27 protein-coding genes are annotated in these 25,004 nt (G+C 61.2%); all 27 read left to right on the top strand.

Features of this window, described 5'->3' with window-relative positions:
• Positions 1 to 2 precede the first annotated feature (2 nt).
• A complete protein-coding gene (locus FSO04_RS27495; protein ID WP_154564454.1) occupies positions 3 to 440 on the top strand; it encodes a VirB3 family type IV secretion system protein in 438 nt (145 codons plus the stop codon).
• Positions 440 to 3,010 (top strand): VirB4 family type IV secretion system protein, encoded by a 2,571-nt coding sequence (locus FSO04_RS27490; RefSeq protein ID WP_154564452.1) that lies wholly within the window; start codon positions 440 to 442, stop codon positions 3,008 to 3,010. Before FSO04_RS27495 ends, FSO04_RS27490 begins: the two co-directional genes overlap by 1 nt.
• A 25-nt stretch (positions 3,011 to 3,035) precedes the next feature.
• Positions 3,036 to 3,809, top strand: a complete 774-nt coding sequence (locus tag FSO04_RS27485; RefSeq protein ID WP_154564450.1) for a TrbJ/VirB5 family protein — start codon at positions 3,036 to 3,038, stop codon at positions 3,807 to 3,809.
• Positions 3,799 to 4,044 carry a hypothetical protein gene (locus FSO04_RS27480; protein WP_097397545.1) on the top strand — a complete coding sequence of 82 codons (246 nt, stop codon included), beginning with the start codon at positions 3,799 to 3,801 and terminating at the stop codon, positions 4,042 to 4,044. Before FSO04_RS27485 ends, FSO04_RS27480 begins: the two co-directional genes overlap by 11 nt.
• Before the next feature lie 69 nt (positions 4,045 to 4,113).
• The gene (locus FSO04_RS27475) at positions 4,114 to 4,986 is read left to right on the top strand and encodes a TrbL/VirB6 family protein (protein ID WP_154564514.1); all 873 of its coding nucleotides are present in this window, start codon (positions 4,114 to 4,116) and stop codon (positions 4,984 to 4,986) included.
• 301 nt (positions 4,987 to 5,287) lie between these two features.
• Positions 5,288 to 6,130, top strand: a complete 843-nt coding sequence (locus FSO04_RS27470) for a VirB8 family type IV secretion system protein (protein ID WP_154564448.1) — start codon at positions 5,288 to 5,290, stop codon at positions 6,128 to 6,130.
• Positions 6,131 to 6,147: 17 nt separating this feature from the next.
• Positions 6,148 to 7,038, top strand: coding sequence for a TrbG/VirB9 family P-type conjugative transfer protein (locus tag FSO04_RS27465; protein WP_325063538.1), 891 nt, complete (start codon positions 6,148 to 6,150; stop codon positions 7,036 to 7,038).
• An 18-nt stretch (positions 7,039 to 7,056) separates the two neighbouring features.
• Positions 7,057 to 8,409 carry a TrbI/VirB10 family protein gene (locus tag FSO04_RS27460; RefSeq protein ID WP_154564444.1) on the top strand — a complete coding sequence of 451 codons (1,353 nt, stop codon included), beginning with the start codon at positions 7,057 to 7,059 and terminating at the stop codon, positions 8,407 to 8,409.
• Between the two features lie 11 nt (positions 8,410 to 8,420).
• Positions 8,421 to 9,080 carry a hypothetical protein gene (locus FSO04_RS27455; protein WP_154564442.1) on the top strand — a complete coding sequence of 220 codons (660 nt, stop codon included), beginning with the start codon at positions 8,421 to 8,423 and terminating at the stop codon, positions 9,078 to 9,080.
• A 54-nt stretch (positions 9,081 to 9,134) separates the two neighbouring features.
• Positions 9,135 to 10,172: a P-type DNA transfer ATPase VirB11 gene (gene virB11, locus FSO04_RS27450; RefSeq protein ID WP_154564440.1), complete on the top strand. Its 1,038-nt coding sequence runs from the start codon at positions 9,135 to 9,137 to the stop codon at positions 10,170 to 10,172.
• Positions 10,169 to 10,432 carry a hypothetical protein gene (locus FSO04_RS27445; protein WP_154564438.1) on the top strand — a complete coding sequence of 88 codons (264 nt, stop codon included), beginning with the start codon at positions 10,169 to 10,171 and terminating at the stop codon, positions 10,430 to 10,432. Before virB11 ends, FSO04_RS27445 begins: the two co-directional genes overlap by 4 nt.
• Positions 10,429 to 10,656 carry a DUF3717 domain-containing protein gene (locus FSO04_RS27440; RefSeq protein ID WP_154564436.1) on the top strand — a complete coding sequence of 76 codons (228 nt, stop codon included), beginning with the start codon at positions 10,429 to 10,431 and terminating at the stop codon, positions 10,654 to 10,656. Before FSO04_RS27445 ends, FSO04_RS27440 begins: the two co-directional genes overlap by 4 nt.
• Positions 10,653 to 10,943: a hypothetical protein gene (locus tag FSO04_RS27435; RefSeq protein ID WP_154564434.1), complete on the top strand. Its 291-nt coding sequence runs from the start codon at positions 10,653 to 10,655 to the stop codon at positions 10,941 to 10,943. Before FSO04_RS27440 ends, FSO04_RS27435 begins: the two co-directional genes overlap by 4 nt.
• Complete coding sequence (locus FSO04_RS27430) at positions 10,940 to 11,500, top strand: hypothetical protein (protein ID WP_154564432.1); 561 nt, start codon at positions 10,940 to 10,942, stop codon at positions 11,498 to 11,500. Before FSO04_RS27435 ends, FSO04_RS27430 begins: the two co-directional genes overlap by 4 nt.
• A 9-nt stretch (positions 11,501 to 11,509) precedes the next feature.
• Positions 11,510 to 11,866: a hypothetical protein gene (locus FSO04_RS27425; protein WP_154564430.1), complete on the top strand. Its 357-nt coding sequence runs from the start codon at positions 11,510 to 11,512 to the stop codon at positions 11,864 to 11,866.
• 2 nt (positions 11,867 to 11,868) lie between these two features.
• Positions 11,869 to 13,650 carry a type IV secretory system conjugative DNA transfer family protein gene (locus FSO04_RS27420; RefSeq protein ID WP_154564428.1) on the top strand — a complete coding sequence of 594 codons (1,782 nt, stop codon included), beginning with the start codon at positions 11,869 to 11,871 and terminating at the stop codon, positions 13,648 to 13,650.
• Complete coding sequence (locus FSO04_RS27415) at positions 13,647 to 15,320, top strand: LPD7 domain-containing protein (protein ID WP_154564426.1); 1,674 nt, start codon at positions 13,647 to 13,649, stop codon at positions 15,318 to 15,320. The genes FSO04_RS27420 and FSO04_RS27415 overlap by 4 nt, the downstream gene beginning before the upstream one ends.
• A gap of 76 nt (positions 15,321 to 15,396) precedes the next feature.
• On the top strand, positions 15,397 to 16,110 hold the full coding sequence (gene stbB / locus FSO04_RS27410; RefSeq protein ID WP_154564424.1) for a StbB family protein: 714 nt from the start codon (positions 15,397 to 15,399) through the stop codon (positions 16,108 to 16,110).
• Positions 16,110 to 16,562: a hypothetical protein gene (locus FSO04_RS27405; RefSeq protein ID WP_154564422.1), complete on the top strand. Its 453-nt coding sequence runs from the start codon at positions 16,110 to 16,112 to the stop codon at positions 16,560 to 16,562. The genes stbB and FSO04_RS27405 overlap by 1 nt, the downstream gene beginning before the upstream one ends.
• An 11-nt stretch (positions 16,563 to 16,573) precedes the next feature.
• Positions 16,574 to 16,888, top strand: a complete 315-nt coding sequence (locus tag FSO04_RS27400) for a TrbM/KikA/MpfK family conjugal transfer protein (protein ID WP_154564420.1) — start codon at positions 16,574 to 16,576, stop codon at positions 16,886 to 16,888.
• A 782-nt stretch (positions 16,889 to 17,670) separates the two neighbouring features.
• A complete protein-coding gene (locus FSO04_RS27395) occupies positions 17,671 to 18,966 on the top strand; it encodes a flavin-containing monooxygenase (protein WP_154564418.1) in 1,296 nt (431 codons plus the stop codon).
• Positions 18,967 to 19,247: 281 nt separating this feature from the next.
• Positions 19,248 to 20,600 carry an MFS transporter gene (locus FSO04_RS27390; protein WP_154564416.1) on the top strand — a complete coding sequence of 451 codons (1,353 nt, stop codon included), beginning with the start codon at positions 19,248 to 19,250 and terminating at the stop codon, positions 20,598 to 20,600.
• 113 nt (positions 20,601 to 20,713) lie between these two features.
• Positions 20,714 to 21,508, top strand: a complete 795-nt coding sequence (locus tag FSO04_RS27385) for an aspartate/glutamate racemase family protein (protein ID WP_154564414.1) — start codon at positions 20,714 to 20,716, stop codon at positions 21,506 to 21,508.
• A 461-nt stretch (positions 21,509 to 21,969) separates the two neighbouring features.
• Complete coding sequence (locus FSO04_RS27380; RefSeq protein ID WP_154564412.1) at positions 21,970 to 23,265, top strand: flavin-containing monooxygenase; 1,296 nt, start codon at positions 21,970 to 21,972, stop codon at positions 23,263 to 23,265.
• A gap of 19 nt (positions 23,266 to 23,284) precedes the next feature.
• Positions 23,285 to 24,010: an SDR family NAD(P)-dependent oxidoreductase gene (locus FSO04_RS27375; RefSeq protein WP_154564410.1), complete on the top strand. Its 726-nt coding sequence runs from the start codon at positions 23,285 to 23,287 to the stop codon at positions 24,008 to 24,010.
• Positions 24,011 to 24,149: 139 nt separating this feature from the next.
• Positions 24,150 to 24,542, top strand: coding sequence for a Rid family hydrolase (locus tag FSO04_RS27370; RefSeq protein WP_154564408.1), 393 nt, complete (start codon positions 24,150 to 24,152; stop codon positions 24,540 to 24,542).
• Positions 24,543 to 24,689: 147 nt separating this feature from the next.
• On the top strand, positions 24,690 to 25,004 hold a 315-nt coding region (locus FSO04_RS27365), incomplete at its 3' end, for a porin (protein WP_414693471.1).

Raw genomic sequence — 25,004 nt, 5'->3', positions numbered from 1 at the left:
CCATGTCGGACGAAAAAACCCGCTATCCCGGATTCAACGGCCTTGGCCGCACGGCGGCCATCTGGGGCGTTCCCTATATGGCGATGCTGGTTGTCGTCGTCGCGTCGATGTTTGTCGGCGTGCTGATTTCCTTCTTCGTCGGACCGGGCGGTCTGCTGTTCGTTTTCCTGGGCTTTCCGGTGCTGCTGTATTTCAAGCACATCTGCGAAACCGACGACCAGGGCCTGCGGATCATGTGGCTGGAATTGCGATGCCGCTTTTACTTCTGGCAGCTGCGGGTCCGCGCGCGGCTAAATGCCGGGCGAGCGGCCCCGCGCTTCGGCAACACCGCCACGCTCGCGCCGCTGCGATACGGACGGCAACGCCGCGTCTACCGCGATTTCCTCAAACCGTTGTCCAAGGGTGAGCGCCGACTGCGTGAGCTCGATCCGGAGGCCTGATGCAGAGCAGACCCGCCGTCACCAGCGACATCCTCGGCGCGATCGGCGCCGTGGAAGACTGGATTCCGAAGTACGGGCATCCGGTCACAAAACACGTACAGCACCTGGAGGGCAACCGGTTCATGGTGACGCTGGCCATGCGCGGCGTGCCGTTCGAAGTGCACGAGAACCTCGCGATGGAGCGCATGTTCGATCGCGATACGGAAGCGTACAGCAAGCTGGGTCGCGACCTGGGTGGCCGCTTTGGCTATCACGCAACGTTTGTGCGACAGCGCGTGAGTTTTGATCGCGTGTACCGGCTCAAACAGCGCTTCATGCAGTGGTTCGTACGCGAGTACATCGGACGACGTTTCGGAGAAGAAAAGTTCTTCGAGAACCGCTATTACCTGTCGCTGATCCTGAAATACGAGGACTTCGATGACGGGCTGAAGGAAATCGAATCCCTTGCGAAACAGGCGCTGCTGCAGTTCGGCGAGTATGAAGCCGAGTTGCTTGAAGTATACGAGCGCAAGCACATGAACGGCACGAAGATGCTGTTCTCGCCTTTGTATGGGCTCGTCAGCTATCTCGTCAATGGGAAGACCGGCGATCTGCCGGTCGCGGCGGAGCCCGGCACCGATGTCATCCCATCGAGCCATCTGCACTTTGGGTACAACACGCTCGAGATCGGGGCGAGCGACGTGCCGGCGTACCGGCGCGTTGCAACCTGCCTCGACCTTCGCAGTTGCCCGGAGAAGCCGGGCTGGGGCCAGCTCGACCCGTTGATCACGTTGAACATGGAATTCACGATTACGCATACGTTCAACTGCATGACGGGTTTCGAGTCAAACCGGACCATCGATTCGGCGATCAACAAGCTGGAGTCGGCCGGTGACAAGGCGAAGCACCAGGTCAAGGAACTGCGCGACGCACAGGGTTACGTGAACACGGGTGAACTGTCGTTCGGCGAGTATCACGGCGCGGCGGTTATCTACGGCGAAACAGCGAAAGAAGCGTTGGAGAACGCCGACAGGTTTGCGTCCCGTTCGCGCAACGAGTGTGGAGTTGAATGGTCGCCCGCGACGGGGTCTGCTCCGTTCACGTACTTCTCACAGGTCCCGGGCGCGCGAGTCAAACCGCGACCGAAAGTGCAGTCCTCGCGCAATTTTGCGGCGATGTACACCTGCCATGACTACTCGTCAGGCAAGGCGGAGGGCAACCCGATCGGTGACGGGTCGGCCGTCATTCCGTTTCGCTCGGATTCGGGCGTGTACAACTACAGTTCGCACGCGAGCCGGCTGGGCGATATCAATGTTTCGGAGAAGGTGGCCGGGCATTTTGAAGGGAAAGGCACGACGGGCAGCGGGAAATCTACGGTCGTTGTAGCGATGACAGGCATGCTGTCCCGCTTCGATCCGATGCTGTACGTGCTAGACAAGGGGCGGGGCTGGGAAGTGTTCATTCGTGTGATGGGTGGCGCCTATGTCTATCTGGAGAAAGGCAAGCCGACCGGGTGGGCTCCGTTCGAGCTCGCCGACACGCCAGACAATCGCGAATTCCTCTATGGGCTCGTCGAACTGTGCGGCCGGAAGAACGGCGTCGACCATCAGGGCAAGCCAATCAAGATCGACCTGACGGCCGGCGAGAAGATTCACTGCCGCAACGCCGTCGATGCGGTAATGGGAGTAGATGACGTACGGTTGCGCCGCTTCAGTCTGCTGCTGGACAGCATTCCGGACGAGGGCGACGACGGCCTGCGCGCACGTCTGTCGATCTGGTGCAAGTCGGAGGGCGGCCGGTTCTGGTGGGTCTTCGATAACCCGCCGAATCTCTCGCTGAACATGAGCGAGCAACGCTGGATCGGGTTCGATGTTGAGGCGTTTCTTGTCGAGAACTACGAGCCGTCGGAGCCGGCCTTTGCCTACCTGTTCCATCTCAAAAAACTGATGCGTCGGGAAGGCACCCTGATGCAGACCGTGATCGAGGAGTACTGGCTGCCGCTGCGTTTTCGCACGATCCGCGAGCAGATCGAGGAAACGCTCGCCAGCGGGCGTAAGGAAGGGGAGTTCATGGGGCTCATCACACAGCAGCCGGAACAGGCGCAACGCGCGGCGGACCTGTTTCCTGCGCTCCGCAGTCTGGTCGCGACGAAGATGTGGCTCGCTGACCCGGCGGCCGAAGAAGAAGCGTATCTGCGCGATGGCATGACCCGCAAGGAATTCCGGGAGTTCAAAAAGCTCACGCCACAGTCGCGCCGCTTCCTGATCAAGCAGGGTAACCAGTCGGCGTTTGCCAGTTTCGACCTGTCCGGGCTTGAGGACGCGATTGCGGTGTTCTCTGGCGATCGCGAGAACGTGCTGATCTGCGACGCGGTCCGTGCTGAGGTTGGCGACGATCCGGATGTGTGGTTGCCGGTGTATCTGGAGCGCGTGTTCGAACGCAAGCTGCGCACGCGGCTTGCGGCGAAGCACGGCGCCGATGAGCGGCTGTGGTCCGCCGAACTGCAGCGCGGCCTCGAGCGCAAGCGCGCCGAGCTCGCGCAGATCTATCCGCCGGCGCATCAGCCGGTGGATGACGAAGTTTTTGCCTGATGTGCTGCAACCCAAGGAGGGAACGATGAACAGCACCGATGTCTATCCGGCCGTGCGCCGGCCGGTTGACCCAGCGATCTGGAACCTTCGCGAGGCGCTGCGGGCACGATCAACGCGCGCCGGCATGAGCGCCTTTGCCTATCTGCCGGCGATTACGCTTTGGCCTCGTCGTAGTCTGGTCGCGTTGTTGTGCGCGTGTGCGTTTTCACAGGTTCACGCGCAGGGTGTGCCGACCATCTCTCCGGCGGAGCTCGCGCAACAGATGATGCAGGTCGAGCAGCTGGGGCAGCAGATCCAGAATCAGGAAGACCAGTACCGTGCGCTGACTGGCAACAGCAGTTTCGGCAACATCATGAACGATGCGTCGCTGCGTAACTACCTTCCGGAACAGTGGCAAAACATTTACGACCAGGCGAAGAACGGCAGTCTCTCGGGTATCAGTTCGTCGATGCGGTCGATCGAGCAGCAGGAAAGCATGACCGGCGCCAGCACGCCCGGTCAGCAGCGCTATTACGACACGCTCGCGGCCAACAAGGCGATGAACGAGCAGGCGTACAGCGCGACGATGGCGCGCCTGAACAACATCCAGGCGCTAATGCAGCAGTCCAACATGACGCAGGATCCGGCGCAAAAGGCTGATCTGCAGAACCGGATGGCCGCGGAAGAGGCGATGGTCACAAATGACCAGACGCGCCTGCAGCTCACCGCGCAGTTGCAGAAAACAGAGCTGCAGCTTGCCGAACAGCAGCGCGACCGTGAATTCGACAACGCATTCCTGGGGAAAACCAATGGTCAATAAGACACTTCTAGGCTCAATAATCGCTTTGCTGGTCGCGATCGCCGGCTACCTCGGATACCTCGCGTGGGATCGTCACCAGCACAACCTGCAGGAAGAGCAACAGCAGCAGCAGGATCTGAAGTTCGATGCGGCGTTTCTCGGCACGACGCCCGAGAAGCTTGCCGCTGAGCGTAAGGCGAAGGGTATCAACGCTGCAAGCGACGATGCCGAAGCCCGCGCGGCCGGGCTGAAGTAATCCGGCTCGTCCAACAATCACTGACCGAAGCAGGAGATATCCGTGGCAGACGTCCAGCTTTTCACCTCAATGACCAATTCGTTCGACAAGAACGTTTTGAACACGATCTCGACCGGTTCGAGCAACATCATTGCGCTGATCTCGCCATTGATGGCCACCTGCTTCAGCATCTATGTCCTGTTGATTCTCTGGACGTACTGGCAGGGGCGCAACGACGAGCCGATCAACGATTTCCTGATGCGCATGGCAACGTGGGCGCTCATCCTGACCTGCGGGATGAACATCCAGTTCTACAGTGAGTACGTCGTTCCATTCTTCAATGGTTTTGGCGAACAGATGGCCGGCGCGTTGACCAACGGTAGCAACCCGGTGTCCGGCCTCGACAACCTGCTCAATGCATACATCAACGCAGCGCAGGCGATCTATGCACAGGCGTCCGGCCTGAAGGTTATTGCGGCCATCTGGACGATCGCGCTGATGATCATTTTCGGTGGCCCGTTCATGGCGATAGCCATTGCGTACATCATTCTGGCGAAGTTTGCGCTTGGGCTTCTGCTCGCACTCGGTCCGTTGTTCATCTCAGCGGCGCTCTTCCCGCCGTCGCGACAGTTCTTCTGGAACTGGGTCGGTCAATGCATGAACTACACCCTGCTGGTCGCGCTCTTCGCGGCTGCATGTGCACTCGAAGTCAATTTCGCGATGGGCGTGGTACCGCTGAACGGATCCCCCTCTATCGCGCAGGTCATTGACCTGGACATCATGGGGCTGGCCTTCTGGGTTATTTCGCTTAACCTGCCGGGTTTGGCTTCGTCTCTCGCGGGCGGTGTCGGTATCTCGACGATGGTGGGCAACCTGGGTAGCGTCGCGAGATTTGCTGGCTCGCTTGGAAAAATGGGCGGCGGCGGATCGCCGAAGACCGGCGGTAGCTTGAGTGAGGCGTAAAAAATGATCAGGTTATTCAAGACAATCGCACGTTGGTGGCTTATCGCGGCGGTGGTGGCAACGATCGGCGCGATGGTATCGATCAAGCTGTTTTACTAGATGCCACGCAATACGCCTGTTTTGCTCAATCCAAAGGAGAAACGGAGACCATGAAATCTCCTGTCGCTATTTTACTGATGGCCTTCGCGCTGCAGGCGTGCAGCTCGGCGCCAAAGCCACCCGAGCCGACTGGTCAGTGGGTACCCGTCAATCAACCGTTGGCCCAGCAGTCGGGCCATACGGAACCGAAGTGAGGAACAGGATGGCATCGACTATCAGGCAATGGTTTGCGTCGGGAGCGAACGCGCGGAAACGTAAGGGGATCCCGGCCGGGTCGACCACGCGCGCAGACGCGCCGGTGAGCGGTGTTGAGTCAGGTGAGCGCGATGCGGTCAGCTGGTACCTGAAACAGGCACAGGCCTTCGAAAAGTCGAAGGTCGAAGCAGCGGAAGAGAAGGCCCGTATTGCGGACCGGCGCTCGGTGTTATCGGGCGTTGTCGCTCTCGCCGCTGTTTCTGGCATGGGGGCTTTAGGACTCCTAAAGCGGCCGAACCCGCCGGCTGTGCTGCGCGTGAACGACACGACAGGGAAGGTGGATGTGTTGCCGACGACCGCGAACGGACACGTTACGTTTTCCGAGAAGACCGATCGCGCGGATCTGCACCGTTACGTCGAACTGCGCGAGAGCTACGACTGGGAAACGATTTCGGACACGCACGCCGCGGTGATGTTCATGAGCGACGACCACGAGAAGGAAGCCTATGACGGGTTCGTGCGCGGCCCTGCGGGCCCACTCAAGCTGCTGAAGGATCAGGCGCGGGTCATTGCACACGTCGGCTCGATCACCTTCGTGGGAACGACAGCACAGGTGTTCTGCTCGCGGCAACTGGTTTGGCTCAACGCGGCCGTAAAGCGTCCGGATCCGACGTACTGGATTGCGACGGTCGCATTCGAGCGTGTGAACGTTCCGGAAAAGCAGGACCAGCAGGATCTCAACGCGGACGGTTTTCGCTGCACCAGCTACGAGGTCACGCGCGACTGGACCCGGGCGCCTGCCGATGCTGCGCCGGCGTCGGGCTCTGCGGCAGCCGGAGGTGGAGCATGAAAGGACGAACGATCCGGATGTCAGCAGGCGCAGCGGCGGTCGCACTAAGCTTCGCGTTGGCGCCGATCCACGCGCGAGCGCTCGAAACGCCGCGCAGCTGCGGTTCAGACCCGCACATCCAGTGCGCGACTTACGATCCGGACCAGGCCTATCGTGTGGCGACCATGCCGGGGCGTGCGGTGATGATCCAGTTCGAGCCAGGCGAACACATCATCAACAGCGGCGAGGGCATCGGAGACGGCAAGGCCTGGCACGTGGCCATCAACGACAGTGGCGCGATGCTCAAACCGGGTGCGCCGCAGCCAGAAACCAATCTTCTGCTGGTCACCAACCGGCGCACCTATCCGCTCTCGCTTGTTGACGTGTCGGCCGTACAGCCGGCGACATGGATACTGCGTTTCGATTATCCGGACACGCGTGCCAAGGCGGCGAGCGCGCAGCTGCGCCGGCAGGAAGCGGTTAGCGCAGCGCTGGGCGGTCAGCAGGGCAATGGGCCAGCGGTTCCAGCATCGATCGCGAACAGCGTTGGCGTTGCGAAATCCACGCCTGTGGCGTCGGTTCCTGCGGCCAATATCCAATACATGATGCGTGGCGACCACGCACTCGCACCGACTGCACTTTGGGACGACGGCCGATTCACGTACTTCAAGTACTCAACCGCGCGTGACCTGCCGACGATCTTCACGAAGCTTCCCGACGGTGGCGAGGCGACGGCGAACTTTCATATGGAGGGCGATACGGTCGTCGTGCACGAAGTGTCGAAGTCGTTTGTCATCCGCTACGGTCAGTCGGTGCTGGGTATCCGCAACGACGGCTATTCGCCTGATGGTCATTACAACCGTGCGGGCTCGTCGGTACCGGGCAGCGCGCGCATCGCGCGTGACCATACCGATGCATCGACGAACTGATCAGGGAGCGAACAGGGTATGACTGAACGAAACGAAATGGAACATGCGGCGTCGACCGACGTCGGCCCGCAGCCTTCGCTCGACCTGCCGGGCCGTCGGAAAACGCGTGTGGGCAAGCTGCGTCTGGTGCTGCTCGCGCTCGCCGTTATTGCGCTGGGTGCATCGGGCGTCACGATCTATCTGCAGCGCCTGTTCCAGCAGCATCAGGACGCGAAACAGGCGGCGCTGACAAAACCGAAAGACAGTGGCGCGAGTGACGCCGGTGCGGATCTGGAGACGCAGAAGGAACGTATCAAGCGCGCGGAAGATCAGGCCCGTGCAGCGTCGGAGGCTGCGGCCGCCGCTGCCGCGAATTCCCACCTCGCGACGCCGGCCGGCGCGGCATCGCAGACGAACGGACAGGCGGTGGCCGTGAGCAACCAGCCGCGGCCGCTCACGCCGGCCGAGCGCCGCCTGCAGGGCAGCGTGCTCGTTGCGAGCGGCAATAACGATTCCGGCGAGAGCAACGATGGTCCCGTAGCATCAAATGAAACTCCAGGTGACAGCGGTGGCAACACCGGCGGCGGCAACGCCGGGGCCAGCGGCCATGATGCGTCTGGTCTGGCAGGTCTGGCGAAGTCGATGGGTCTGTCAGCGCTGCGCGGCGGCAGTGCAGGCGGTGCGCCCAGCTCAACCAGCAAGGCGGACGCGGGCGACGGCAAGGGCTCCGCGATCGACCAGTCCTTGCAGCCGTCAAAGCTGCAGCCGATGCAGGCCTCGTTCCGACCGAACCGGCATTACCTGCTCGGTCGCAACACGATGATCCGCTGTGGTCAGTCGACGGCGATGCGTACCGACCGGCCGGGCCTGATCGGGTGCCCGATCGCGCAGGACGTGTGGTCCGACGATGGCACAACGCTGCTCGTTCGCAAGGGTGCGATGGCGAAGGGCGAGCAGCGCGATGCGGTGATCCAGGGGCAGGGCGTGATCGGCGCGATCTGGGACGAGATCGACGACGGCGACGTACACATTCCACTGAACTCGCCGGCTACCGATCCGTTGGGTGCCGCGGGTATTCCAGCCTATGTTGACGAGCACTTCTGGCTGCGGTTCAAGGGCGCGCTGATGGTCAGCCTGATTGGCGACTTCGGCCAGGCGCTGGCGAACAAGGCAACCGGGTCTGGCCAGCAGATCACGTTCTCCAACAGTTCGAACGCCACGCAGGATGTGGCCGCGGAGACGCTGCGTAACACCATCAACATCCCGCCGACGGCTTATTCAAACCAGGGTTCTGTAATCAATATCTTTGTGGCGCGCGACATTGACCTGACCGGCGTGTACGAGAACGTCGACGCGCAGGGCAACCCTATTGGCCAGAACGGGCAGCAATGAGGAGCGGACCCATGAACCTGAAGATCACCTACCCGAACGACTTCCCGTTGCATGGTCTCGATCGCGACATGTTCGAGACCAAACTACGCAACGCACTGCGTTTCTGTTTCTACGGCAACACGGTCCGACAGCTGGCCGACCGAGTCGATGCACGGCGTGCGCGTGTTGTTCCCGATGCCTTGCCACTTCGGCAGATTGCCGACGAGCACGCGTTCGAGGATTGCATGACCCTCGACGGGTGCCGGATCGACGACATGTCAGCGCCGCTCCGGCGCAACCTGTTGCGCATTGTAGGGGCGCGTATCGGGCTGACGATCTCGGAGTGGGGCGACAGCGCGTTGCCGTCGCTCGATGAGCCAGCCAATCACGCGGTCGGTAACGCAACGGAATCATACGCAACTAACCGTCAATCGGCCGAACCCGCACCGATTCCCCAACGCCTTGCGCCACGCACATCACGAATCCTGCTTGCAACGGGGCTCTGCGCAGCGGCGATTGGCGGTGCTGCCTGGAGATTGACCCGGCCGGCCGCGCCTCTGAGCGCAACCGTGGTTTCCACGTCGCCGGCGCAAACGCTCCGCGAGCTGGCCAGCAGCGTGCCGGATGATCGCCGCCCGTATCGCGTGTCAGTGCAGATCGAGCCGCAGGATACGGGCACCACGCCTCGTTGATTCTGCGCGGCACCATGTTGAACGGATGTGACCCTGAACCAGAAAGGAGTGCGAATGAGCGCAGTCGTAATCGATGTGATCGAGAAGGGCACGATCGCCCGCAGCTTTCTCAAACAGATGGGCATCTCGAACTTCTTCGACGGGAGCCTCACCGAAGTTGCGATCAACCGTCCCGGTGAGATCTGGACACAGGGCAGTGCCGGATGGCGACGGCACGATGCACCGGCCTGCTCGCTCGATGCGTGCTTCAAGCTCGCCAACGCGCTGACGGTGATGAAGGGCGGCAAGTTCTCGACAAAGGAGCCGATTCATCCGGTGGTCCTGCCCGAGGGCCAACGTGGACACGTGCTGATGCAGCCGGCCTGCGAGCAGGACACGATATCCATAACGATCCGGATCCCGTCAGACGTGCGCTTCTCGGTCGCCGAGTACGAGCGCAACGGCTGGTTCGAGGGCTATCGGGACGTGTCGCCGCGCCGCGACATGTCCCAGTCGCTGGACCTGCAGCCGTTCGAGCTCGAGATGCTCGAGGCGAAAGGTCAGCGCAACGTCACGCGCATGCTCGAGCTTGCGGTTGCCAACCGGTTGAACATTGTGCTCGCCGGCGGCACCGGCTCCGGCAAGACCACGCTGAACAAGGCGCTCTCAGACCTCGTCTCGTCCGACGAGCGGATCGGCACGATCGAGGACACGCCGGAGCTGTCGCTGCCGAACCACACGAACCGCGTGCATATGTTTTTCAGCGACACGCTGCCGGCGAAGGAACTGGTGCGCTCCACGCTGCGCATGAAGTTTGACCGCGTGTTCCTTGCCGAGCTGCGCGGCGACGAGACGTGGGACTACATGACGCTGCTCAATACGGGCACGCCCGGCGGCATCACGACCGTGCATTGCAACGATGCGCGCTCGGCACCGTCGCGCATCGCGACGCTGGTCAAGCAGAGCGCCGTCGGCCAGACGCTCGACTGGCAATTCATCATGGAACAGGTGCGCGTAACGGTTGATCTGGTTCTCTTCATGCGCAACAAGCGGCTCACCGAGCTCTGGTACGACCCGATCGGCAAGGCGCAGCTGCTGGGTTGTGTCTCATGAGCGCCGATGCCGCAGCGCAGATGATCGAACAGATCGCGATCAGCCTGTGCGGTGCGCTCGCCGTGTTTCTGTCGCAGGACCGGCGTGCGCACTGGCGACGCTGGGCCTGCATCTTCGGGCTGGCCGCGCAGCCGTTCTGGTTCGACATGGCGTGGCGAGCGCATCAGTACGGCGTGCTCGCGCTGTGCTTTGTCTATACGGCGTCGTGGGCGCGCGGTTTCACGGCGCACTGGCTCGTCCGCAGGGAGGACCGTGTATGAACTTCGCGATCAGCGATATCGAGGCGGCGATCGAGGGATGGCGCATGCGTTCGCCGTCGGACGAAGCATTTGCTGCCAGCACAGAGGCCCGAGCGCTGGCGCGGCTCTACGGCGCCGTGATCGTGCACGGCCGCGAGGGTATCACCGATGCCGGGCTGGACGACGCGCAGCGCGACGCCCTGCGGATCCTGTCCGCCGATCCACCCGGAGAGTTCCCGCAATGAAGGCAGATCTTCCGGTTCCCGCGATTGTCGATGCCGCGGACGCGACCGATGACAGTCAGTGCAAATGGCGACCGTCCGGCGACTTTGGGCTGGTCCACCCGTCGGGCTGGACGATCGCGCGGTACTCAGTCTATGACGAGTGGCGCTACCTGCTGTGGGAGCCGATCGATCGCTGTACGGCGGCCAACAGCAACCAGTTCCACGGACCCTTCGATAACGTGCGCGACGCGATGCGCCTGCATCGCGACCTCACCGCGCATCTGCAACAACAGGAGATGGCCGCATGACAACGCATCTGAAATTCCGCATTGGCGAAAAGTGGATCTGCATCGAGGACGGCAACGGTTATGCGCCGGATCACCCGGATCACGTGACGTTCGCGGTGCGCGACGTTAAGGCGAGTGGCAAACCGGGCGGCCGTGTCGCCGCTAACTTTTCGGTCCGTCGACGCACGGTGCTGGAAATCGGGCTGCGGCTGCTCGAGCTCGCCGAGCGCATGACGCCGGAAACAACCTGGCAGAACAGCCAGACGGTGGGCGAGACCGGCCAGCCGCCGCTGACGTTCACCTTCGGAGAGGACGATCGCGCGGTGCTGGACCGGCTCCTTGCTGACAGACCGCTCAATTTCGCACGCCATGCCTATGCGAGCGCCGAGCGCCTTCGTGCCCGCATGCCGGTCCTTCGCGCCGCGCAGCGCGTACTCGAACACTGCGACGACGAGACGGCCGCAGGCCTGCATGTGCTGATCGCGGCCGCCGATCAGGCCGGCGGGTTCCCTGCGAAGCCGATCGTCGGATTTGACGCGGCCGAATTTGAGGTCGATAGCGATGCAGCCACCCACTGAGGACCGACCATGCCGAAGCCGTTTCGAATTCTGATCCCCATGGCGGTCTTCCTGCTGATCCTGTGCGGCTTCGCGTTCCTCGGCCAGTTCGCAGGCGGCCAGCTTTTCACGAAGATGCAGAAGCTGCCGGAGGGCAGCGCGGGCGTGTTCACGCTGTACGACTACTGGCATGCCTACGGTGACGTGCCTGCGGTGGTGCGCGCGCTCAAGGTGTGCACGCTGCTGTCGGTGGTCATCACCGGCCTGCCAGTGGTCGTGATCACGATGGCGCTCGTGTCGGGCCGCAAGCGCCTCGCCCAGTTTGGCGAGGCCCGGTTCGCAACCCGTAACGACATTGTGAAAGCAGGCCTGCTGGAGAGGAAATAACCATGACCATTTCACAACATCTGTATCCGCCGTTCATTGTCGGCAAGTACAAGGGTGAATACCTGAAGTATTACGGCCAGGATTTTCTGATGGCTGCCGCCGGCACCCGCTCCGGCAAGGGCACGTCGCTCGTGATCCCGAATCTTCTCACCTATCCCGATTCGGCCGTGGTCGAGGACATCAAGGAAGAGAACTACCACTATACGTCCGGCTACCGGCGGGCATGCGGCCACGAAACCTACCTGTGGGCGCCTTTCTCGGAAGACGGCCGCTCGCACGCTTACAACCCGCTCGAATACATCGCCAGCCGACCCGCCTATGCGCGCGTTGGCGACGTGATGACGATCGGCGAACACCTGTATCCGTCCAACGTCGATGCACGGCTGAAGTACTGGAACGACAACGCCCGCAACCTGTTCATCGGGATCGTGCTGTATCTGCTGGAAACGCCCTCGCTGCCATGCACGTTCGGCGAGGTGCTGCGGCAGGCCTCCGGCAAGGGCAGGGCGATCCGTGAACACGTCTCGTCGATCGTCAGCACGCGTGCCGATGCAGCGCATGCGACTGACGGGCTGCCGGCGCTCACCTTCGAATGTCTCGATGCGCTGAACCGCTTCCTGTCGCAGTCGAAGGAAGCGTTCGCGAACATCGTATCGACGATGACCGCGCCGCTGAACGTCTTCAGCAATCCGGTGGTCGACGCGGCAACCAGCCGCTCGGACTTCGATCTGGCCGATGTGCGCAAAAAGCGCATGTCGATCTATGTGGGCATCAAGCCGGGCGACCTGAAGGCCGGCGCGCTGCTGGTCAATCTCTTTTTCTCGCAGCTGATCGACCTGAACACGCGCGAGCTGCCTGCCGAGAATCCTGCGCTCAAATACCAGTGCGCGCTGATCCTGGACGAATTTGCAGCGCCCGGCAAGATCGACATCATCGATACGGCCAACCCGTTCATTGCTGGCTACAACCTCCGGCTGATGCTGATCTTTCAGGGCATGTCCCAGATCGAGGATCCGAAGCTGTACGGCAAGCACGGCGCCGAAACGCTGGCGATCAACTGCAAGATGCGCAGCCTGTATGCGCCGCGTACGGTCAAGGAATCGGAAGAGTACTCGAAGATGCTGGGGACCTTCACGTACATGGCGCGCTCGCGTAACCGCAGTCGCGGGCGGAGTTCGTCGACGAGCACCAATGAGTCGGAGCACGGCAGGGCACTGATGATGCCGCAGGAGCTGCGGGCGCTGAAGCACAACAAACAGATCATCACGATCGAGGGGTGCGAGCCGATCCTGTGCGAGAAGGCGTTTTTCTATGAAGACGCCGAGCTCGTCGACCGGCTCGTGCGGCAGAGCCCTTACCTGCGGGGTGTGATGGCGAAGCTGGAGAAAACCAATCGCCGGCGCGCCTGGTTCGGTTTCGGTCCGAAGTTTCCCAATGAAGTACAGATGAAACACGCCGCGTTCGTCGCGCGCGAACTGTGCGCACCCGTGCCAAAGATCGACGTCGAGCAGTGGTGGCAGACGCAGAACGCGGCCCGCCGCGCGCAGCAGGCCGCGGCGGCCGCAGACGCAGCCACACAGTCGGCCGGTCTGGCGCGTGACGTCCGGGAGCACGAGATCGGCGTACTCGCGCCTGTTCATCTCGCCAACCGTAACAGCATCCGCGCGTCGCTTTTCCAGTTGATGCCTTATCTGCGAGAAGTCCTGCCGGACGCGGCCGCCGCCGTGTCGGCGCAAACCGCAGCATCTCAATCACAGCCTGAACCGCAAGGAGTGACCGTATGAACGAGATCGAATTTCCCGCCGACCGGATCGACTACCGCGAACGCGACGCGGCAAACGCGGACGATGCGTCGACCATCCGCGCGCGCGTCACGCCGCCGGCGAACGAGCCGGACGCGGGCGCCGTGCCCGGCAGTCCGGAAACGCCGGTCGATGACGCAACCGAAGAGCGCCTGAAGAAGATCCGCGCGGCCGATCGGGAGAAGGTCGAGAAGCTTCTCAAACGCGACCCATTGCCCAACGCAGCGACCAGCACAGCCACCGACGAGTCGGTGAAGCCGGCCGCCGGCACCGGCAAGCCACTCGGGAAGAAGGGCGATGGGCCGGAGAACACCATCCGCCCGAAACCGGTTTTCGAGAAGACTGGCTATGACGTGCCGAAGTCGGTCACTAACCAGTATGTCGCGCATGAAGGCAAGTTTCTCGATCGCAAAAGCGAGACGGTGCACTTCGAGGACAAGGGCCGCTCGCTGTCGACGGCCAGCGAGGACCGCGACGTGATCGCACACATGGTCGAAGTCGCGAAGGCGAAGAACTGGGGTGAGCTGCAGCTTAAGGGCAGCGAAGAGTTTCGGCGGCAGGCGTGGATCGCCGCCGAACTCGCTGGCGTGCCGACGCGTGGCTTCAAGCCTGGTGCGCAGGATCGGGCAGTACTGACCGCTGCGCGCGAGGCGATGCGCATCGGGGCCGGTGACAAATCCAATGATACGGACAAGGCGCGCACGAATAAGATGGAGGCAGCAGACGCAGTGGGGCAAAAACCCGCCGCGCCGGAGTCGGCGAAACCGGCCACTCCGGGACGTGAAAACACCGCGCCCAGAGGCAACCCGACGCCCGCCACGCAACCGTCTGCAGCTGCGCCGGCGAGCCCCGTTCAGACCGCGCCAACGCTGGCCGGTGTCACGGCGGGGGTGCTGGTGGCGCACGGTCCCGCCCCGTTCAACCACGATGAAAAGCAGAACGACAGCTACTACGCGACGGTGCGGACAGAGGATGGCGAGCACACCGTCTGGGGACTGGACATCGAGCGCGCGATCGGCGAAAGCGGTGTGCAGCCCGGTCAGCGGATCGAGCTGGAAAAGGGCGGCAGCAAGACGGTAACAGCGCAGCAGCGCCAGTTCGACGAGAAGGGTACCGAACTCGCGTCAAAGTCAGTCGAGAGCCGACGTAACGAATGGCTGGTGTTCTCGCCCGATGTGCCGGGCCTGCCCACGCGCGAGCAGCGCGAAGCGCTGGCCAGCGCGCGCCGCGACGCCGATGAGCGCCGACAGATTAATGAGGCACGCGAGCGGTTCCTGAACGGAGACTGGAAATACTCGAAGGAACAGCGGAAGACGCTCGATGAGGCACGCGAGCGCATCAAGGCGCAGGCCGCGCGCGAGGTGCTGCGTGACGAGATCAAGGGTCTGCCGGAGCAGCAGCAGGAGAAGCTGATGGGGGAGTTCGAAAGCGCCGTGGCCGAGGCGCGCGCAACTAACCGGCCACTGGACGTGCCTATGCCTCAAGTAAGCGAAGCAACGATCGAGGCCGTGCGCGAGCAGATCGAGCGGGAGCAGCGAGGCCAGGCTCACGCAGCACAGCAGGGCACCCAACAGGCGACGCCGGAGCGCGGACAGGACCTGCAGTCGCAGACCGCCGAACACGACGGGCCGACGCTCGAAATGGAACCATAAGGCGGGGGAGAACAACGGGCGGCCGCGATCACCTCGCGACCGTCATCGTCAAATCGAACAACAGGAGCAAACCATCATGAAGATCGCTGTAATCAACTTCTCAGGCAATGTTGGAAAGAGTACCGTTGCACATCACCTTCTCGCGCCACGGCTGGAAGGTGCCCAGGTGATTCCTGTCGAGTCGATCAACTCAGACGACAGCGAAAAAGGATCGGCGATGCGTGGGAAGGAATTTGGGGAACTGCAGGACAAACTCATGACCTTGCGGCATGCCGTGGTCGATATCGGGGCATCGAATGTCGAAGACTTTGTCTCGCTGATGCGTGACTATCACGGTTCTCACGAAGACTTCGATGCCTTCGTCGTACCGACCGTTCCTGCGCTTAAACAACAGGTCGATACAATTTCGACGTTGCGCGCACTCACCGGAGAAATCGGTGTGCCGGCAAACCGCATTCGCGTTGTGTTTAACACGGTCACCCCGAAAGATGACGTGTCAAAGATTTTCTCGAAAATTTTCGACTACTACGCGGAAAACCGCAATTTCGTCTTGAATCGCGATGCGGTGATGTATGAGAACCCTATCTACGAAAAGATCAAGGCTTTCGATCGCTCCATCATCGATATTCGCAACGATCCGACCGACTATGTCGCGATGAACGCCGAAGCAATGGAGAGCGGAGAGCCCGAGGAACATCTTGCACAGATTCGCCAACTGGTTGCAATCAAACGTCTGGCCGCACGGGTAACCACCGAACTGGACGCAGTCTTCGAACTCGTGGTGCATTGATGGGCGCATCGGACGATTCGATCCGCGAGGAACTGATCGGCGCAGTACTGGGTGAGCTATCGCTGTTGCGACGGGACGTGAAGGGTCTGTCCCAGCTGCTCGATACCACGGGCAAGCAGTTCAAGGACGACGGTGAACTTACGCTGCTGCGCTTCACGTCCCGCTACGAGCAATTCCTCAACCAGTTCGCTGCATCGAGCACCGATGTGCTGGCCGAAGCGGGACGGTTTTCGGAGGCCCGCGATCAACTGCTTGGCGAGATATCGCTCAGGCAGTACGACGAAGCCAACGGACGAAGCCGCGATCTGCTGCGCGAGGTCTTGCGCGAAGAGCGCGGCCGCGGTCGTCGTATCGGCCGAATCGAATTGGCCGCATGGACCGTGTGCGCCACGCTTGGCTCCGCGGCGCTCACAGTCGGAGCCCTTGCGGCACTGCGCCTTCTGACCACCTGACAGGAGATCTCATGAAACGACTGATCGCAATATTAATCTGCGGCGCGGTCGCCACCCAGACAGTGGCGCTGGCCGACGACGACAACCCGTCCGCCTGCGGTGCCGTCTTGTGTCTTGCCGGTCTAATCGCCGGCGGCAGTGCCGGCGGGGACTGTAAAAACTATATGACAGGTTACTTTTCCATCGTGAAATTCCACCACGGTCACTTCGATGAGACAGGCACTTCGAATGCCCGTAGCGATTTCACGGACCAGTGCCGTAGCGTTGGACCGGATACGAAGAAAGGTGTGAACGACCGGTACGGAAACGTTCAATCTGGTCCGTGACGCGTAGCCGCTCTCTCAGGTCCTGCCAATATTTTGCCCTCGGAAGTCAGGACTTTTTACGGTGCCGGCTACGGCCCGCAGTCGACAGCACGCGGTAGCAGGCTTCCGGGTTCGGCCACAAACCGCCGTTCGAATGGGTCGTCAGTCGGACATTCAGGCGTCGGGTCCGCTCCCTAAGCGGTCATCTGATTATCAAAGACGAACGCTCCTTCATCGGCTTTTGCTGCCGTTGGAGTATCTGCTGCGGTGAGGCGATTCATAGGCACATTGCCGCCGTTCGCGCTGTAGTTGGTTCAGAAGTCAGATGTCGTTGCGAGAGAACGAGTACTGCGATCCGCTCACTTATAGCGACCGCGCCAGCGCGACGGCCGCTCGCAGAGCACTGACATTTTGCACAGTTTCGGGGCGCGGACGCGGGACGAAACGACGATTGAGCAGATACCCGGCAGGTGACCTTTTCCGGCGAAAACCGCTGCGTTTGCTGCCTGCCTGGAGCCCAGCTTTTCGGCTCAGGAGAGCGGTAACGCTACGCGCCTTGAATCCTCACGCGCAGAACGGAGATGTCGCTCCCCCGTTGCGGTGTCATACTCAGACCAGTTTTTTACGATGTGACTTCGCCGTCTGATCGAATCAGGTCTACCGCTCTCCCATAGCATGCGTCTATGGGACGCACCAGCGCGGGGATACTTCACTAGTCTTTTTGGCGTTCCGATACTGGCTTCAACTTGATGCGGATCAGTACGAGGCATACCGCCTCGTGATCGGAAAGACGGAGATAGACGATGTCGAAACAGGCGCGTTATTGCGTAATTGGAGCGGGTGCTGCGGGCCTGGCAGCGCTGAAGACATTGACCGACGAAGGCTTCGCGGTGGACTGTTTTGAAAAGGGCGAGCAGGTCGGCGGCCACTGGCATCACGACTACGATGCGCTGCATTTGATCACGCCGAAGAGCAGTTCGTTTTTCGACGGCTTCCCGTTGCCGGCTTCGTACCCGATGTATCCGAGCCGTGAGCTGATCGCAGCCTACATGTGCAGCTACGCCGAGACCTTCGGCCTGAACCGGATGATCACGTTCCGGACCGCCGTCGAGCGCATCGAGCCGCTGGGCGAGCGTGGCCGCGACGGCTGGCGCGTGACGCTGTCGGACGGCGCGGTGCGTGACTACACCGGCGTGATCGTCGCGAACGGGCACTTGTGGGACCAGAACATCCCTGCGGTGGGCAAAGGCTATACGGGCCGGTCGATCCATTCGGGCTCGTACCGCAACACCAGCGAGATCGAAGGACGGGTGCTGGTGGTGGGCTTCGGCAACTCGGGTTGCGATCTCGCGGTGGATGCCGCGCAAAGCCGCATGGACGTGACGATCGCGATGCGCTGCGGTCAGGTGTTCCAGCCGAAAACGTTCTTCGGCGTGCCGCGTGGAGAAGTGGCCGCGCTCAACGCGCTGCCGCCGGAGTTGGCGAACATGGCGACGATGTCGCTGATCAACACGGTATTCGGCACGCACGAGAATTACCCCGGCATGCCCGCACCGGAAACCTACGATCTCGAGAAGCAGCCACCGGTCGTCAACTCGCTGCTGCTTTACTGGATTCAGCACGGGCGTATCAAGGTCGCGCCAGGTCTGCGCGCAATCGACGGCAAGCGGGTGACGTTCACGGACGGCACGGAAGGCGAGTTCGACACGATCCTGTGGGCCACAGGCTTCAAGACGACGCTGCCGTTCCTCGACACATCGCTGTTGGAGTGGCGCGACGGGGTGCCGTTGCGCACGGCGGCGATGACGTTGCCGACGACGCTCGAATCGCTGTACTTCGTGGGCCTTACCGCGCCACGCGGCGCGCAATGGCCGGTGTACTGCACGCAAAGCCGCCTGATTGCACGCTTCATGAAGCAGCGCGAGCAGGGCACCGACGATCTGGCCGAGCGCTTTGCAGGTCTGCAGACGGCGGACTCGCGCATCGACATCGTGCGGCGTGTGTGGCAACAGAACCTCGATGAGACTACCCGGCAACTCGACGCCATTGCGCAGCAACCCGCCATTGCGGTCGAGACCGAATCCGATTTCGTGGTCTGACAACGCGCCGGAATAAGGGCGTGATAAAAAGTTGGAGACACTCAACCAACGGGTCGCCGTATAGAAGAGCGTGCAATTGACGGACGCCAGTTTTTGAAAGGGGCGCGCTACCGCGTCGGACGTCGGGAAGGATGGCGGGCAGGTTTGTTGCGGCGAACGTGAGAGCCGCCCATTGCCGCAATCCTGAACGACACTGCCGTGGTCGCCGACATTTGCCGGCAGGCGCGTGAGATGCGCGCCTCTCCGACCCTACCTGTGGACAGAAGTTGAGAGAGGTTCAAATGGTTACGAAAAGCTTGTCGACTAACGACATTCATGGTTTCAACGCATCGCCGCAAGGCGCGCACACGGACACGTCCTCGTTGCGACGCGCCGTGATCGGCGTGACCTGCGGCAACATGATCGAGTGGTTCGACTTCGCGCTGTACTCTTCGCTGGCGACCATCATCGGCCACGTGTTCTTCAGAAACCAGGATCATGCAACGCAGTTGCTGTCGATCTACGCCACGTTTGCTGCCGGCTTTCTGATCCGCCCAATCGGCAGTCTGGTATTCGGTCCGATCGGCGACCGTTACGGACGTAGAACCGCGCTCACGCTCAGCATCACGCTGATGTCGGTCGCGACGTTCTGTATCGCTTTTCTGCCGGGCTACGACAGGATCGGCATCGCGGCTCCCATTCTTCTGCTGTGCATCCGGATGCTGCAAGGTTTGTCGACGGGCGGTGAATATGGCGGTTCGTGTACGTTCATTGCCGAGCATGCTCCTGACGCGAAGCGTTCTTTCATGACGAGCTGGCTCGAATTCGGCAACATCTCCGGCTTTCTGATTGGCGGCGCAGTCGTGAATGTGCTGACTTTCTCGTTGGGCACCGAGAGCATGGCTGCATGGGGATGGCGCATTCCGTTCGTGATTGCGGGCTTCGCCGGGCTGGTTGCGCTCTATCTGCGGCTGAATGTCGATGAATCGCCGGTGTTCCGTCAAATGCAGGAGAACGAGTCGCATCAGAAAGGGCTCGCGCAGAAGCGCAGTCTCGTGCAACTGCTGATCGCGGAGTGGCCGCAGCTTCTCAAATGCGCGGGGCTGACGGCAGTCTTCAACATTACCTACTATGTCGCGCTCGGCTACCTGCCTGGCTATCTGTCGGATGTCGCGGGGCATCCCGTCGAATTCGGCAATCTGCTGGCAATGGTCGCCACGCTGGTGATGCTGGCTCTGATACCGTTTGCGGGAATGCTGTCCGATCGCTTCGGTGGCGTGAAGATGATTCGCTTCGGATGCCTCCTGATTATCGTCGGTGCTATTCCGGCCTTCATGTTGATGAAAAGCTCCAGCGTGATGGTGATTTTCGGTGCGCTGATGACACTGGTGCTGGCGCAATTGATGTTCGAAGGCGCGATGCCGGCGACACTGACTTCTCTCTTCAGAGCCCCGGTTCGATACAGTGGCCTCGCTATCAGCTACAACGTATCGGTTTCGCTTCTCGGCGGCACGGCACCCCTCATCAATACATGGTTGATTCACAGAACCGGCAATCCGCTGATTCCTGCGTGGTACATGATTGGTGGCGCCGTACTCGGCCTCGTCGCGCTGAAGTTCGTCAAGGACTTGACCGGCAAACCTTTGCCAATGTGATCGCAAAGCCGTAAACCGAAGCTTTGCTTCTTCATCACGGTATCAAAAGGACCTGTGCGGCGGCTAGCGAATGGTCGCCGTGCCATAAGCAACGCTCAAACAAGGATATTGAGATGCGAATTTGCTGGGTTCACCCGACGACCAGAACGTCTGCACTGACTCCGTTGTGGACGACGATCGAACAGACCATAGCGCCGATCGTGTCGCCGGGGACCGAAATCGAATATCGGTTTTCGACGGGCAGTGCGAATTTCACCCGATCTTCTTACGCCGAGCATCTGAATTCGGTGCTCATGCTCGATCAGGCTATCCAGGCAGAGAAGGACGGCTTCGACGGCGTGTTTCTCGGCTGCTGGAATGACGCGCTTTGGGAAGCCAGAGAGGTTCTCAAGATTCCGGTTGGATCGGTCGGTGAACAGTCGATGCTCGCGGCACTCGCAATGGGGCGACGCTTTGCCATCGTCACGGTGTCGCAGAAAACGGCGGTCGCCATCGAGCGTGATCTTCTCGCGTATGGCCTGCGCGAGCGCGCAATTGCCCGGCCGGTCAGATCGATTTCACCCGAGTCCGATGGAGATTTGCTGCTTGGCGCCGTCACCGATCCGAACAGTGGCTTCATCGCGCGATTCGAAGCGGTGGCGCGCGAGTGCATTGCGGAGGGCGCCGATGTGATCCTGGTCGGTTGCGCTTACTACGGTCCGTTGGTTCGTCGCGCGGGCTACACCCATGTGTCCGGCACTGGTATTCCCGTCGTGGACTCGACGACCGTCGCTATCAAATATCTCGAAGCGATGATCGGCGTATCGAAGGCGACTGGCTTCACGAAATCAATGGGGCCGACGTTCCAGAATCCGGACGCGGACAAGATCGAAAAGGCGCGTATTGCACTCGGGCCGTTGGCGGCCTGAGTCATTAACGAGGTTGTCTCTGCAATGGAGATAAGGGGGCAATTGCGTCGCTAACCAACTGGCAATAGCCTGCACGTTTTCAGACTCTCCGACTTCAATTCACTTTAATCGAACAGCAATGGCGCTCAGTTTCATCGAGCGCCATTGTTTTTTTTCAAGGCGCTTCACGTCGAAAAACAAGCCGCGCGACGCGACTACGGGTAATCCATACATCGAACAAAGCGATGTAACGCAGCGCTTTGTTCATCCTACGTTGCGCTGTTATTCGCCTCGGCCCACGTGCAGGGGGCTTGTCGTTCCATCTGTCCCAGCAAACTCAAATTCATCCATAGGACATTGCTATGGGAAACATCGGTTTGGGGATACTTCACTAGTCTTTTTGGCGTTCCGATACTGGCCTCAACTTGATGCGGATCAGTACGAGGCATACCGCCTCGTGATCGGAAAGACGGAGATAGACGATGTCGAAACAGGCGCGTTATTGCGTAATTGGAGCGGGTGCTGCGGGCCTGGCAGCGCTGAAGACATTGACCGACGAAGGCTTCGCGGTGGACTGTTTTGAAAAGGGCGAGCAGGTCGGCGGCCACTGGCATCACGACTACGATGCGCTGCATTTGATCACGCCGAAGAGCAGTTCGTTTTTCGACGGCTTCCCGTTGCCGGCTTCGTACCCGATGTATCCGAGCCGTGAGCTGATCGCAGCCTACATGTGCAGCTACGCCGAGACCTTCGGCCTGAACCGGATGATCACGTTCCGGACCGCCGTCGAGCGCATCGAGCCGCTGGGCGAGCGTGGCCGCGACGGCTGGCGCGTGACGCTGTCGGACGGCGCGGTGCGTGACTACACCGGCGTGATCGTCGCGAACGGGCACTTGTGGGACCAGAACATCCCTGCGGTGGGCAAAGGCTATACGGGCCGGTCGATCCATTCGGGCTCGTACCGCAACACCAGCGAGATCGAAGGACGGGTGCTGGTGGTGGGCTTCGGCAACTCGGGTTGCGATCTCGCGGTGGATGCCGCGCAAAGCCGCATGGACGTGACGATCGCGATGCGCTGCGGTCAGGTGTTCCAGCCGAAAACGTTCTTCGGCGTGCCGCGTGGAGAAGTGGCCGCGCTCAACGCGCTGCCGCCGGAGTTGGCGAACATGGCGACGATGTCGCTGATCAACACGGTATTCGGCACGCACGAGAATTACCCCGGCATGCCCGCACCGGAAACCTACGATCTCGAGAAGCAGCCACCGGTCGTCAACTCGCTGCTGCTTTACTGGATTCAGCACGGGCGTATCAAGGTCGCGCCAGGTCTGCGCGCAATCGACGGCAAGCGGGTGACGTTCACGGACGGCACGGAAGGCGAGTTCGACACGATCCTGTGGGCCACAGGCTTCAAGACGACGCTGCCGTTCCTCGACACATCGCTGTTGGAGTGGCGCGACGGGGTGCCGTTGCGCACGGCGGCGATGACGTTGCCGACGACGCTCGAATCGCTGTACTTCGTGGGCCTTACCGCGCCACGCGGCGCGCAATGGCCGGTGTACTGCACGCAAAGCCGCCTGATTGCACGCTTCATGAAGCAGCGCGAGCAGGGCACCGACGATCTGGCCGAGCGCTTTGCAGGTCTGCAGACGGCGGACTCGCGCATCGACATCGTGCGGCGTGTGTGGCAACAGAACCTCGATGAGACTACCCGGCAACTCGACGCCATTGCGCAGCAACCCGCCATTGCGGTCGAGACCGAATCCGATATCACCACCTGAGCTTTAAACGAGAAAGAACATGCAAACACCCAATCAACAGGCAGCCTCCAGAAGCGTACTGGTCACCGGTGCTAATTCCGGTATGGGACGCGCAACCGCGCTGCGCTTCGCTGCTGAAGGCTGGCACGTGGTCGCAGTCGATGTCACTGAGTCGACCCATGGCGTGGAGCAGAACCTCACGTCGGTCGTCGCCGACATCACTGACGAAGCTTCGTTGGCCGCAGGCGTTGCGCAAGCTCTCGACGGCAAGCCCCGGCTCGCAGCCGTGGTCAACGCGGCGGGCATCTTCCCGACGTCGTCGCTCGATAGCTACGACGTCGCCCTTTACCGCCGCATTTTCGACGTCAACGTGCTGGGCACGCTCAACGCCGCCCGCGTTGGTGCAAAGCATATCGGCGCGGACGAAGGTGGCGCGATGGTGTTCTTCGCTTCGGTGGACGCCTTCGCGGTGTCGCGCAACCAGTTGTTGTACAGCGCGTCGAAAGCGGCCGTCGTGGCGATGACCCGCTCTCTCGCGATTGAACTGGCCGAAAGCCGCATCACGGTCAACGCGATCGCGCCGGGCTGGGTGGATACCGAAGGTACGCGGCGCGGTGGCCGCATCGAGGCCGCGATCCCCAGTATTCCGCTCAAACGCGCGGCGTCTGTCGATGAAATTGCGACGTGGGCGTGGAATCTTGCAGGCAACCCGTCGTATATCACCGGCGAGACCGTGTGTATCGCGGGCGGAATCTTCATGCGCTAACCCGCGTCGGTCACGCGTTGGTCACGTCCCGGTCGCGCCGCTCGCTCGATGTGACGAGCTGTGACGGCGGGTTGCCGATCCGTCAGGCCATTCCATTTTTCAATTCTGTACCGGCTTTCTTTTTAACTGGAGTTCATTCATGAGTTCGACCCTCGCAGCCCGCCAAAAAATCCCGTCGGGTGGTCCTTACGAAAATGTGTTCGGCTACTCCCGCGCCGTCAAGGTAGGCGCACACCTGCACATTTCCGGCACCTGCGCACCGGCTGTTCACGAAAAGAGCGATGCCTATACTCAGGCGCGCGCGATCATGGCCGTGATCGAAAAAGTGCTGGGCGAAGCTCAGATGAGCGTCGCGGACGTAGTTCGCACGGTCGTATATGTCCGCGATATCAACGACGCGGAAGCGGTCGCCAAAGCCCATCTGGAAACTTTCGATGCAGTGCGGCCGGCGAGCACGCTGGTCCAGGTCGACTCCATGTTGCGTCCGTGGCAGAAGGTCGAAGTCGAAACCTACGCAATCGCGGACGAGTAACGGGATGCTCCGGGCACCGCCCGGAGTCTCACGCAGGCGGCAAAACAGTCGATCGTTTTATTTGCCGATGTAGAAAAAATAGTTCGGTATCCGATGCATATAGAAGTTACCTATAACCAGCGCAGTTCGACAGGTTTGGAGAGTGATGTGAATTACAAACGCAAGCTGATCGTGGTCGCGGCAGCAGTTGTTGCATCCGGCGCTGCGCATGCGCAGTCGTCGTCCGTGACACTGTATGGCGTCATTGACGTAGGTCTCGATTTCACCAACAACAGTGGCGGAAAGCAGCTCTTCAAGATGCAGGACGGCACGTATGACGGAATGTATGGCAGCCGCTGGGGCCTGAAAGGAGAGGAAGATCTGGGCGGCGGTCTCAAAGCAGTCTTCAAACTGGAGAACGGCTTTAACCTGAACAACGGAACGCTGGGCCAGGGTGGGCGGGAATTTGGGCGGGAGGGGGGG

Origin of the sequence: Paraburkholderia madseniana (genome assembly GCF_009690905.1) — a bacterium.
Classification (GTDB): Bacteria; Pseudomonadota; Gammaproteobacteria; order Burkholderiales; family Burkholderiaceae; genus Paraburkholderia; species Paraburkholderia madseniana.
Note: the sequence above shows the minus strand (reverse complement) of the source record. Positions and strands in the feature narration are given on the sequence as shown.